The following is a 12,327-nucleotide window of genomic DNA, read 5'->3' on the forward strand; positions in this document are numbered from 1 at the left end:
ACGCGCAGCTTATAACTATAAAATTAAAACTATAAATTAATACAATCCAGAGAATTCTAATGAAAAAAACAACGATTTTATTATTAGCGATGGCTTCAACATTTGCCACAGCTGATGAAGGTATGTGGCAACCTCACCAATTGCCAAGCATTGCATCAGAACTTACCCAAGCAGGTTTAAAATTAAATCCTAACGATTTAACCGATCTTACTGGTTTTCCTATGGGTGCTATTGTCAGCCTTGGTGGCTGCACGGCTTCTTTTGTTTCTGATAAAGGCCTAGTTGCCTCTAATCACCATTGTGTTTATGGCTCTGTTCAATACAACTCAACAGCAGAAAACAACCTACTCGCCAATGGTTTTCTAGCAAAAACCTTTGATGAAGAGCTACCCGCTACACCCGGCAGTCGTATCTATGTAACCGAAGAAATCAATGATGTTACCACGTTAATTAAGGGCAGTATTACCGAGAACATGTCGGGCTCTGAGCGCTATAAAGCCATAGATAAAAACTCTAAAACATTAGTAGCTGAATGTGAAAGTGATGACAAATATCGTTGTAGTGTTGTCAATTTTCATGGCGGTTTAGAATATTATTTATTTAAACAATTAACTATTCGCGATGTTCGTTTAGTCCATGCTCCAGCAAGTAGTGTTGGTAAGTATGGTGGCGATGTTGATAACTGGATGTGGCCACGCCACACCGGAGACTATGGTTTTTATCGTGCATATGTCGGTAAAGATGGCCAACCCGCCGATTTTAGTAAAGACAACGTACCTTATGAGCCAAAGCATCACCTAAAAGTGAATAAAAGTAGTGTTGATGAAGGCGATTACATTATGGTGCTAGGTTACCCAGGACGCACCAACCGTTACCGCACTGCACTAGAGGTTGAAAACCAATTTACTTGGACTTACCCTAATGCTAAAAATTATCGTGAAGAGCTTATCGACTTAATTCATAACGAGTCTGCACCAGAAAGTGAAGCGAGAATAAAGTACGAAAGCACCTTAGCCGGCTTAGCTAACTACGCAAAAAATTACGGTAGCATGATAAAAAGCTACAATAAAGGCACAACGTTAGCCCGTAAACAGCAACTAGAACAAGACTTAAGCGCTTGGATCAATGCTGATAAAATGCGAAAGGCTAAATATGGCAACGCACTTACCGGCCTAAATAAGCTACTAAAACAAAACCAAAAAACTCAAGCACGCGATCTTATTCTAGGTTATATGGCTTACAACAAAATGTTAAGCACCGCTTATCGTTTACATCGTTTAGCCGTAGAAAAAAACAAACCAAACGTAGCAAGAGAAAGGGGTTACCAAGAACGTGATCTTGCACGTTTTGAACAAAGCATGAAAACCTTTAATCGTCGATTCGACGCGAATATCGATCAAAAGATCTTATTCGCTATGTTGACACATTATGTTGAATTGCCTAAATCAGAACGTATTCTCGCCATCGATGAATTTTTTGAACTTGAACAAGGGCTAAATAAAAAAGCCTTAAGCACTAAGCTTGAAAAAATGTATCAAACATCAACAATTGCTGACCAAGAAACTCGCCTTACTTGGATGAATAAATCGGTAGCCGACTTTGAAAAAAGCTCAGATCCCTTTATTCAACTTGCCGTAAAGACTTTTTCTGTAAGAAAAGCACTTGAAGAAAAAGACGAAGAATTGTCTGGTAATATTCAAGCTTATCGTCCTAAGTATATGGAAGCGTTAATCGCCTATTTTAACGATAAAAAACTCCCTGTATACGCAGATGCTAACAGTACATTACGTATTACTTACGGTAACGTAAAAGGTTATTCGCCAGTAGACGGACTCACTGCAACACCTTTTACCACACTTGAAGGTATAGTAGAAAAAGACACAGGTATAAAACCTTTTAATGCGTCTAAAAAACAACTCGAGTTAATTAAGAGTAAAAATTATGGCGAATACGCTAAGAAAGAACTCGGCTCAGTGCCAGTAAACTACCTAGGCACATTAGATATTACCGGTGGTAACTCTGGCTCACCTACTCTCAACGATAAGGCAGAATTTGTTGGTTTAGTCTTTGACGGTGTTTATGAAAGTATTATTGGTGATTGGGATTACGACACTAAATTAAACAGATCGATTCACGTTGATATTAAATACATGTTATGGGTGATGGAACATGTTGACGGCGCGACCAATCTTATTGAAGAAATGGATATAGTTGAATAATTAACTTAATTTTATTTCCCTTAAAAATCCGGCTTAGGCTGGATTTTTAACGTTAACTAAACGAGATTATATGAACGATATACCTGCTAACAATACGTTATCCAAAGGTTGGCTGTTACTCTTTTCAGTTTGGGTACTCGCCACCATAAGCACGCTTGCTAGTTTATTTTTTAGTGAGGTTGTTAAACTCCCCGTTTGCTCTTTGTGCTGGTATCAGCGAATTGCTATGTACCCTTTGGTCGTTATTTTACCAATGGCCTTATTTCCATTCGACGCTAAAGTGACCCGCTATGCGAGTGTATTGGTTTTATTTGGTTGGCTAACCGCATTATTTCATGTGTTATTAGTGGCCGGTTATATTCCTAAAAGCGCACAGCCCTGCGTACAAGATATTCCTTGTTCAGAAACGCATCTCAATGTTTTTGGGTTCTTAAATATGCCAATGATGTCTTTACTAACCTTTAGTCTCATGGCTTTATTATTATTTTTTATGACTAAATCGGAATCATCATGAATAAAAAAACACTTTTCATTAGCGCCAGCCTTATTATCCTTTTGGCTTTTATTGGCGCAGCAACAATATTTAAAGCAAACAATAGCCACCAGAGCGCTAAGGTTGAAAACCTCGACATCATTGAACGTGTTGGCGCGCCAATAAAAGGACCGTTAGAGGCAAAAGTGACCATTGTCGAATTTTTCGATCCTGCTTGCGAAACATGTTCAGCTTTTTACCCACTGGTAAATAATTTAATTAAACGCTACCCTGGTAAAGTTAAGGTTATGATGCGCTACACCCCTTTCCATAAGGGTTCAGATCAAGTGGTTAAACTACTTGAAGCCGCACACTTACAAGAACAGTTTTGGCCGGCAGTAGAAATTTTATTTGCCAAACAGCAAGCCTGGACTCGCCATCATGTTGCTCAACCACAAAGTGCTCGTGCGTTATTAAAGGACTTACCTTTAGATAGTGCACAGTTTATGCGTGATGTCAGTAGCGAAAACGTTAGCAAGGTTATAATGCAAGATATCGCAGACGGTAAAACCCTCGAAGTTCGAGCAACGCCGCAGTTTTTTGTTAATGGAAAACCTCTGGTTAATTTTGGCTACGAACAGTTAACTCAGTTAGTTGAAGAAGCCATCGCAGAAGCCTACTAAGTGTTAAAAACAAGATGACGGTAAAATGTTTAATCATTTTATCGTAAATAAAATGAAAAAGGCGCGTATTCTCTCAAAGAATACGCGCCTTTTTTATGTTTACCAATAAGGTCTGATAAACAATATCAAATCGACTTAGTTAATACTGTTCTCATCACTTAATTCAATATTAAGTTCTAAGACATTTAAATCGCCACCTTTATTATCAAGGTTTATCGAAAAACTTTCATCGGTGACTTTAATGTACTTACGCAATACCTCAAGGATATCCGCAGTGAGTTGCGGCAAGTAATCAGGTTGTTTATTTCGACTATTGCGCTCATGGGCAACAATAATTTGTAAACGTTCTTTCGCCTTAGAAGCGGTTGTTACCTGTTTTTCTTTTTTACGTAAAAAATAATCAAGTAATGCCATGTTATCCTCCAAACATACGACTAAGAATGCCTTTTTTCTTAGCATGTAAAAATCTAAAATCAACGGTTTCACCTAAAAGGCGATCAACCACATCCTGATACGCTTTTCCTGCATCACTTTCAGTATCTAAGATCACTGGCTCACCGGCATTAGATGCCTTAAGTACCGCTTGTGATTCCGGAATAACACCTAATAAAGGTATTGATAGAATATCTACCACATCTTCAACACTTAGCATTTCACCATCATCAACACGCTTAGGTGAATAACGCGTTAATAATAAATGTTCTTTAATAGGTTCTAAGCCAAGCTCAGCTCTGCGAGAACGGCTAGCTAACATACCTAAAATTCGATCAGAGTCACGAACCGATGAAACTTCAGGGTTAGTAGTGACTATAGCTTCATCAGCATAATAAAGCGCCATCATAGCGCCTGCTTCAATACCCGCGGGAGAATCACAAACTATATAGTCATAGGTTTTTCCAAGCTCTTCAAGAACCTTACCAACGTTTTCTTTATTTAACGCATCTTTGTCACGGGTTTGTGAAGCAGGTAATATAGATAAACTACTGACACGCTTATCTTTAATTAATGCCTGATTCAGGGTGGCCTCACCATTAATCACATTAACAAAGTCATAAACAACTCGGCGTTCACAGCCCATAATCAAATCAAGATTTCGTAAGCCTATATCAAAATCAATTAACACAACCTTTTGACCTTTTAACGCCAAACCAAGACCTATTGCCGCACTTGATGTCGTTTTGCCAACCCCGCCCTTTCCTGATGTAACTACTATTATTCGTGCCATAGACCGAATATCCTTTATAAGTTAAAAGTTAAATAAGTTTTGATGACGTTAATTCACTGTCAGTCAAATGTATATATACGGGTGAGCCCCAATGTTGCTCCATTGACTCGCTTAGCCAATAGTTACCATTAATCGAAACTAATTCTGCTTCAAGATTTTGGCAATATATTTGCGCATGATGGTGACCTGTTGCGCCGGCAATGGCTCGACCACGTAACGAACCATAAACATGAATATTACCATCAGCAATCACTTCAGCTCCAGCAGATACTGAGCCAATAACCACTAAATTTTGGTCTTTAGCATAAACTTGCTGACCAGAACGAATTTGACCACGATGTATTTTATCGCTGAAAAGTCCACGATCTGGTATATCTGCTATCGTTTCAGTTTTTGTAATTTCTGGTTTTTCTGCACGAGGCGCTTTATCTAAAGACTGGTTTTTTGCCGTATTAACGAATGAAAAGCCAAGTTCGCGGATCAACGTTCGTTGTTCGTTAGCTATCAACCCCGTAAAGCCAACAAAGGTAAAATTGAATTCTTCAATTAATGATTTGATTGCTTGATAGTCAACCGAACCCTCTAATTTTTCAATACTAACCACAATAGGAACAAGATAAAAAAAATCTGGCGCTTGCGCGACTTTTTTTGCTAAATCAGACCGAATATCTGCTAATTTTGATGTTTTTAAATGTAAAACAGACAGGGTAAAGCTTGAACCTTTAAATTCAATGCTAGCATCAGCCATAGCTAAATTTTTCCTAAGTATAAAGTAACGATGATTACCACTATCTTAACTTACTCAGCGATAGTGGCAATACTAGAAAAGGTGAAAGTGTTTATAAAGCGTTTTTAAGTGTCGAAATCAACACTTCTTGTCTGTGTTGATTTTGCTCAATTTTATTATTTGCTATTAATAATGAATAGCTTAAATTAATTGACGCAACTAATAAAGCACGCTCGCTGCTAGCATTTCCTCTTTGCTGTTTAATGTCATCGCACATAACAGCAAGTTTACTAGCCGCTTCCTTTAAATCCTCTGCCTGTTCAGCTGGGCAAGAAAACTGATGTAGCTTACCCATAATTTCAATGCTGATGCCATTAGAGTCTTTAATAGACATTAACTAAGCTCTTCTGCACTTTGCAATTTAGCTAATAAAGCAGTTAATACATTATTTGTTTGTTTCTGTTTTTCTTCACCTTCTAAGACTTCAAGCTGAAAGGTTTCATTTTCATCGACAAGCAAAGCTTTTTGCTCTGCTAATTCTGCCACTTGCTGAGCTAAGCCTGCTTTTTGCTCTGCTAATTCTGCTATTTGGCTTTTTAATTGGTTATTTTTATCAATGATTTTTTCGATCAGTTGTTCGAGTTGTGGGAGAGTATTTTCGTTCATAAGGCGCTCTGGTTAACTGTACTAATTAAGGGCGGCAAATTTAATATAAAGTGAGGCAGAATGCTACTTTTTACGACAATTATCGCCTTAATTTGTGTAACAATTATTAAAGATAGAATAGATTAATAAATCACGTTTAAAAAACAAGCGCTTCGACCAAATAACAAGCGGCAAATATAAGAAGTCTAGCCGGTAAATTTTTATATTAATTAACACCAATACGCATTTAGCAACGCAAACTATCTTAATCTCGACCCTTTTGTATCACTAAATTAACTGACCTTTCTCTAACCTACTTATCAATAACTAAAACATTGACCCGCATCAAGTCTGCGTTCAAATAATAACGCAACGACATAAATAACAGTTCGAGATCAATATTCGAGACAAAGAACTCGATAAAATAACGTCATAGATAAAGATAAAGACAATAAGTCACTACATTTTATTACTCAATGAGAACAAACTTATGAGCTTAAAAAATTCCCGCTTGGTTAACCCACTTGATAATGTTTCGTTTGGCAATGTCTACATAATGACACATTCTATTTTTTCAAATGTAATTAGAATAGGGTGTACTTCAAGCAATACTGAAGAATATGCAAAGTCGCTGTCAAAGAAGAGCCCAGGCCATTATCAACTCTTTTTTTCTTTGGCATGCGAAAATCCGTGTAAAGTTAAAAAGCAGATAAGACAGTATTTTGATGCGAAAAAATACGTTAACGAGTTTTATGAAGTATCGCCTGAAATAGCAAGAAGCCTATTAAAAAGAGAAGTGTTAAAAATACCCGTTTTAAGCGTGAACTAAACTATTTTTATAGGGTTGATCTTAATAAGTACTGATTAATATACTATTAAGATGACGGTCAACATTATGGAAATAACAGATTGGTTATAAGCGCCTATAGATAAAAGTGACTTTATTCATTTTAAAACTCATCGCTAATGACGCTTTTTATTGTCAATAATTATACAAATAAGTGACTTGCTTCAGGGTGTTTTTCTAAATATTTGATAATGTATGAACACTGCGCAACCGCTTTTTTATTATCAATTTTTATCTGCTGAAGAACATCTTCTAACAGTGTTTTTGCTAGGCCTTTCCCCGCTAGCTCATCAGGAACAATAGTATGGGTTAAGTGCATATTACCGTTTTGATCATCGTAAGTGATATAAGCAACCGCGCCATCGATATGGTATTCGTATTTACATTCGTTTGCGTTATGTATGAGCGTGTAAGACATTATTTTTTCCTTAAAAGAGATTAAAACGACTTCTTTCAAAAATAGCATGAAAGATCTAAGTCTACCTGCCATATTTTACTGAAAGTGTCACATTACTGACATTCATCATATTTATTTATTCTTATAATAACACCATCAAATTGGACTAGTTAACATTAGGACAATATTTATCTGCCGGTTTACTAAGCAGGAGTTCACTGTGAATTATAAAGATTATTACAAAATTATGGGCGTTGATAAAACGTCGTCTCAGGATGAAATTAAAACATCATATCGGAAATTAGCACGAAAGTTTCATCCCGATGTCAGTAAAGAAAAAGATGCAGAAGCTCGCTTTAAAGACATTAATGAAGCCTATGACGTGTTACGCGATAAAGAAAAGCGCGCAGCTTATGACCAACTGGGTAGTAATTGGAAGGCGGGCCAAGCAGGCTTTACCCCGCCACCTAAATGGCAAGAGCAATATCAGCAAGGTAATGGGAATTTTAATGCCGGTGGTCAAGGCGACTTTAGTGATTTTTTTGAATCATTATTTGGTGGCGGCTTCAACGCAAACCAGCATTCATCGCGTGGTCCTCAGTCTAGGCAAGGGCGAGACAGTCATGCAAAAGTATTAATTGACTTACCTGATGCATATACCGGGGCAACTCGAAGCTTTACCTTGCAAGATCAAGTGGTTGATGAACATGGACAAGCACAATCAAAAGCGCGAACCTTGAAAGTAAGTATTCCAAAAGGTATTAAACCTGGACAGAAAATTCGTTTACAAAAGCAAGGTGAAACAGGTTTTGGCGGCGCTAACAATGGTGACTTATATATTGAAGTGGGCTTTAACCCTCATCCCTTATATACCATTGAAGGGCAAGACATCACCACCGAGCTTACTATTAGTCCATGGCAAGCAGCACTAGGTGAAAAAGTAAAAGTGCCAACACCAACAGGAACAATTGATTTAAGCCTGCCTAAATTAGTAAGTAGTGGTGCTAAAATGCGTCTAAAAGGTCGGGGCTTACCAGGTAAAATTGCTGGAGACTTTTTTGTAAAACTTAAAATTGTTTTTCCAAAAAGCTTATCCGCAGCAGAAGAAGCGCTATACCAATCTTTAAAAGGACTCGCGAATGATACTAGCAAAAAAGAAAGTGAAGATGACAAGGTTAAACAAAGTAGTTAAACAAAGTAGTTAAACAAAGTATTTAGCGTCTGCTCGGGGTAATAGACTAACAGGTAATGGTTCGCAACAAAGTAACATATTTTTGATAACCGGTATTATTGAAGTTATTCGAATGATAATTCATAAAACCATGTAGGTACTCTACTTGTGTTATTTTAACATTAGCTTTAGCTTCAAGCTTTTTTATAAGCTCAATAACATCAAAATGAGCTTCATTTTTAGGAAAGATTAAATTTATTTTAAAATACGGGTCTATTTGGGTGAAATTTCTTATTTGTGAGCTATAAAAACAAAAAGCTTGTTTGATAAAATTATTTTCATTTGTTTGAGAAATTCTCCAAATAGCCGAGGCCCCAATACTAAACCCAATGAGTGTTGTTTTTCCATCAAGCGACACCAAGGCCTCTAAGACTATTGAAATATAGCGATCAAGTCCAACCTCAGCCATAAAGTATGAATATGCCTCAGCTTCATTTTTAAAATCCATACTTTTTCCATTATATGGATCAACAATAGTCGTTACCCCGAGTTTATCTTTTAGTTTTATTAAAGCGGGGGTCATACCAAAAACATCTGAAACTATCACTATATTCATAAATCTTATTTACCCATTAACACCTTGAGTTATGACAATAGCTTTGCCCCGAGTTGCATTAAAACCGTAAGTCAATAATATTGAATGCAGCTACTAAATAACATCGACATTGCCCCATCAATAACTTTTAGCTATTAATCAGTCATTAGTCGCGTATTGTTAAAAACAGATGTTACTAGTTATTTTTATAATGACAAGTGCTCCACCATTACGTCTTTTGGATAAATAGCTTTAACCCTCAGTATTTCAGCAAACGTTCGTCAGCACAGATTAACTTTAAAGACGTTTTAGATACGATATCGGACATTAGTCTCGGCTTATCTAGCGACAAGTGATCAGACAAACGGTCATTAGTATCAATGTTTTTTTGAACTGTTTTAGTATTCAGAAGGCATCAAACTACCATAATTTTGATAGACAAAAACCACCACAACGTTAGTTCATGTTCAGCGGCTTAGTTCTTTGTGCGCTTAGTTGAAGGTAGTAGGCTCACTTTCTAAATTCAGGACATAACTTCAAGCGGACATGAGATATTAGCGAATCGTCTTTGGTGAGCGGTAAACTTAACGTATTTATTTCCTAGAAAGTTAGGTTTGGTTGCTCTTTGACACCATAGCAACTTTTTATGTCGACTCTTTTATTACTACCTAGAATATATTCGTAATAACCGACCAGTAGGTGAAAATTCAAACATAACACTTTTACTCTGAATTCTAATATCCGATGATTTAGTTAAGATATTGTTAGATTTAAGTGACAATAAAATTTCTTTCTTTGGGATGTTTTGTAATAAATACTTGAGTGTTCTAGTGTCGATTTCCCATTCATACCCGCCTGTAATCCTTCCATCATATTCTTTTTTTAAATTACTTTGCTCTTCTGTTATTTTTACGTAACGGTTAGATTCCCAATATACTTGACGTAATTTACTGAGGGGTTCAAGGTTGCGCTTAATTGAATCTATTTCTATTTGTGTCTTATTTGCAAGAAATATAGATAAAATATTGTAGATATCGTATTTAAAATTAGTGGAGGACATATATACATTATCATCATCGAGGGCGACATCAGGCCCTCTTTTGATAACAGCGCTGAAAGGTCTAGGTTTATGAAGTTCACTAAAGGGTTTGTTTCCTTTTACAACATCTATTAGAGACAACAGACTTATAGGGCCAGCTACAAAGCCATAGGTGCTTATTAACAGTCCCAAAGCCAAGGAAAACCAAAGTATAGTTTTGTTATAAGTTAAGGCCATTATGATTCACTATTATAGTTGTATACCAGAATCATATCGTACTGCTTTTTGATTCTCAATCTGAAATGTATCCAAAAAAACTATCCAAAGCCTTTAATTGCTATTTAGAGTCGACTGGGTCTCATTTTTTATAAGTATCAGATATAATGTCTTTTTTCGTATCTAAACTGTCCATCAAGAGGGATGGTTTTGGTTCACAAAAGCTTATAACTAAGTGGTAAACGTTAGCGTTTCAATATGACTTACCACTGACTGCTTTGATACAAGAGCAGGCATTAACATCAATAACTAGCGAATTTAAACACGGTAAAATGTTATTTTATAGTTAAGAGTGTGAACTTTTTTAGTTCGTGGATCGTATGAATTCTAATGCTAAAAAGGGATAAATATTTTTAATATTTGTCTAGGTCAACTGAACCAGCAGAGCTCGTTCACTGTTGAACTGCAACTGTGCACTTTTCGGAATTTCTCATTACTTTTTGTCGATATATTTTCTAATAAATTATTCGAACCATATTACTGAGAAGTATCCATAATAAACTGTTATTTTTTTGAAGATACTTGTCGTTCTAAAATTTGTATTTTAAATTTTTCAGTTTAAGCGTGATCATTGCGTATGATTTTATATCCCCTTTACGCTAGCCATGCATAGCTTCTTCAAGCTTACTTTCATAAAGTTTGTCTAGTTTTTAATTGGAGCTTCCTTACATATTAAAAGTATATTCATTAACCTTTAATTTAATAGCTAAGCCTATACGTTAATTAATATGTTTTTGGTTTTAAATAAAGACTAAGAAAAAATGAGCAAGCTAAATGAAAAAACTATCAGCGTTAATATTTACCCTTTTACTATCCTCTTGTGTATCTCAACCTTATGAAAAGACTAATGCTCCTTTTGACGGTGTGAAATTTGATAACATTGAGCCTTTTAGCGATAAAAGTATATTTGACCTACTCAGTTGGAGAATTAAGGCTATAAGTGAGTCTACTCCTTGGCCAGATAAAATTGACTCCAAGCAGTTTAAACCCTCTAGCCAAAGATCGGTAAAGCCAATAATTACTGTGATCAGCCATGCATCAGTTCTTATTCAGATTGATAATTTAAACATATTAACAGATCCTCATTATTCACTCAGAGCTTCACCTGTTCAATTTGCTGGACCCAAAAGAGTCGTTAAACCTGGTATTGCCTTTGATGATCTGCCATCAATAGATATCGTTCTTATATCTCATAATCATTATGACCATCTAGATCTTGATACGCTTAAGCGATTAAACGATAGAGATGCCCCCAAATTCGTTGCAGGATTGAAAACAAAGTCATTTCTAGAAGATAATGGAATTGAAGCCGCTGTCGATCTGGATTGGTGGCAAAATATAACAGCTAATAATACTAAGATTACTTTTGTTCCTTCCCAGCATTGGTCAGCCAGAGGTCTATTCGATAAAAGGAAAATGCTTTGGGGTGGATTCTATATTGAAAATAATTATAAGATCTACTTTGCAGGAGACACCGGATATGGAAAGTTTTTTAAAAAAATTAAAGAGAAACTTGGTGCACCGGATCTTTCTTTGATTCCAATTGGAGCATATGAACCTAGATGGTTCATGAAAGATGCCCACCTTAACCCAAAGGATTCTTTACAAGCATTTAGAGACCTAGAGAGTAAGAAGATGATCGGTATTCACTTTGGAACTTTTAAGTTAACTGATGAGGGATATAATGATCCAATTGAAACTCTTAATGAAGAAATTAAGAAATTAAACATGGATCCTCTTAAAGTAATTATTCCTACTTTTGGAAAGCCTTATTCAATTTAGGTGATATTGCAGTCAGTTCACTATTGATATCACTTAAATATTTTGAGGCTAAAAAACATGACAATAGACTATAGCTGCAATAGGATCACTAATTAAGCCACCCATAATAAACCGTTCAATTTTCCAACAATAAACTACACTTAATTTACCCTCTTATAAGTGTGGTGATTGTTATGCCCAAGCCTCGTTCACAACAAATTAGTTTATCTGATACGCCGTATTATCATATTTGCAGTCAAACCGTTCGAA

At 36.1% G+C, this 12,327-nt stretch carries 14 protein-coding genes; 6 read left to right on the top strand and 8 right to left on the bottom strand.

Annotation, left to right across the window (positions count from 1 at the left end):
• Positions 1-59: 59 nt before the first annotated feature.
• The 3 genes from H4J75_RS06200 to H4J75_RS06210 all read left to right on the top strand — a co-directional run bounded on the left by H4J75_RS06200 (position 60) and on the right by H4J75_RS06210 (position 3,374).
• A complete protein-coding gene (locus H4J75_RS06200; protein WP_182214841.1) occupies positions 60-2,219 on the top strand; it encodes a S46 family peptidase in 2,160 nt (719 codons plus the stop codon).
• Between the two features lie 70 nt (positions 2,220-2,289).
• Complete coding sequence (locus H4J75_RS06205) at positions 2,290-2,733, top strand: disulfide bond formation protein B (RefSeq protein WP_182214840.1); 444 nt, start codon at positions 2,290-2,292, stop codon at positions 2,731-2,733.
• Positions 2,730-3,374 (top strand): thioredoxin domain-containing protein, encoded by a 645-nt coding sequence (locus H4J75_RS06210; RefSeq protein ID WP_182214838.1) that lies wholly within the window; start codon positions 2,730-2,732, stop codon positions 3,372-3,374. Before H4J75_RS06205 ends, H4J75_RS06210 begins: the two co-directional genes overlap by 4 nt.
• 135 nt (positions 3,375-3,509) lie before the next feature.
• Here the strand turns inward: H4J75_RS06210 and minE are convergent, their stop codons facing one another.
• The 5 genes from minE to H4J75_RS06235 all read right to left on the bottom strand — a co-directional run bounded on the left by minE (position 3,510) and on the right by H4J75_RS06235 (position 5,992).
• A complete protein-coding gene (minE, locus tag H4J75_RS06215; protein WP_070374180.1) occupies positions 3,510-3,788 on the bottom strand; it encodes a cell division topological specificity factor MinE in 279 nt (92 codons plus the stop codon).
• Between the two features lies 1 nt (position 3,789).
• Positions 3,790-4,599: a septum site-determining protein MinD gene (minD, locus tag H4J75_RS06220; protein ID WP_070374181.1), complete on the bottom strand. Its 810-nt coding sequence runs from the start codon at positions 4,597-4,599 to the stop codon at positions 3,790-3,792.
• 28 nt (positions 4,600-4,627) lie between these two features.
• Positions 4,628-5,347, bottom strand: a complete 720-nt coding sequence (gene minC, locus H4J75_RS06225) for a septum site-determining protein MinC (RefSeq protein WP_182214836.1) — start codon at positions 5,345-5,347, stop codon at positions 4,628-4,630.
• Between the two features lie 91 nt (positions 5,348-5,438).
• Positions 5,439-5,720 carry a cell division protein ZapA gene (locus H4J75_RS06230; protein WP_182214834.1) on the bottom strand — a complete coding sequence of 94 codons (282 nt, stop codon included), beginning with the start codon at positions 5,718-5,720 and terminating at the stop codon, positions 5,439-5,441.
• Positions 5,720-5,992, bottom strand: coding sequence for a DUF904 domain-containing protein (locus H4J75_RS06235; protein WP_182214833.1), 273 nt, complete (start codon positions 5,990-5,992; stop codon positions 5,720-5,722). Before H4J75_RS06235 ends, H4J75_RS06230 begins: the two co-directional genes overlap by 1 nt.
• A gap of 469 nt (positions 5,993-6,461) precedes the next feature.
• Here H4J75_RS06235 and H4J75_RS06240 point away from each other — a divergent pair, with 469 nt between their 5' ends.
• Positions 6,462-6,800 carry a GIY-YIG nuclease family protein gene (locus H4J75_RS06240; RefSeq protein WP_182214831.1) on the top strand — a complete coding sequence of 113 codons (339 nt, stop codon included), beginning with the start codon at positions 6,462-6,464 and terminating at the stop codon, positions 6,798-6,800.
• Between the two features lie 160 nt (positions 6,801-6,960).
• On the opposite strand, the gene H4J75_RS06245 is transcribed toward H4J75_RS06240, so the two are convergent.
• A complete protein-coding gene (locus H4J75_RS06245) occupies positions 6,961-7,236 on the bottom strand; it encodes a GNAT family N-acetyltransferase (protein ID WP_182214830.1) in 276 nt (91 codons plus the stop codon).
• Positions 7,237-7,435: 199 nt separating this feature from the next.
• On the opposite strand from H4J75_RS06245, the gene H4J75_RS06250 reads away from it, so the two are divergent.
• On the top strand, positions 7,436-8,407 hold the full coding sequence (locus H4J75_RS06250; protein WP_182221634.1) for a DnaJ C-terminal domain-containing protein: 972 nt from the start codon (positions 7,436-7,438) through the stop codon (positions 8,405-8,407).
• A 46-nt stretch (positions 8,408-8,453) separates the two neighbouring features.
• Here H4J75_RS06250 and H4J75_RS06255 read toward each other — a convergent pair whose 3' ends face one another.
• Together H4J75_RS06255 and H4J75_RS06260 are read right to left on the bottom strand one after the other, a co-directional pair.
• Positions 8,454-9,002 (bottom strand): hypothetical protein, encoded by a 549-nt coding sequence (locus H4J75_RS06255; protein WP_182221635.1) that lies wholly within the window; start codon positions 9,000-9,002, stop codon positions 8,454-8,456.
• Between the two features lie 643 nt (positions 9,003-9,645).
• Positions 9,646-10,257: a hypothetical protein gene (locus H4J75_RS06260; protein ID WP_182221636.1), complete on the bottom strand. Its 612-nt coding sequence runs from the start codon at positions 10,255-10,257 to the stop codon at positions 9,646-9,648.
• An 813-nt stretch (positions 10,258-11,070) separates the two neighbouring features.
• Between H4J75_RS06260 and H4J75_RS06265 the strand changes: the two genes are divergently transcribed.
• The gene (locus tag H4J75_RS06265; protein WP_182221637.1) at positions 11,071-12,078 is read left to right on the top strand and encodes an MBL fold metallo-hydrolase; all 1,008 of its coding nucleotides are present in this window, start codon (positions 11,071-11,073) and stop codon (positions 12,076-12,078) included.
• Positions 12,079-12,327 lie beyond the last annotated feature (249 nt).

It is taken from the genome of Colwellia sp. BRX10-1 (genome assembly GCF_014077545.1).
Taxonomy (GTDB): Bacteria; Pseudomonadota; Gammaproteobacteria; order Enterobacterales; family Alteromonadaceae; genus Colwellia_A.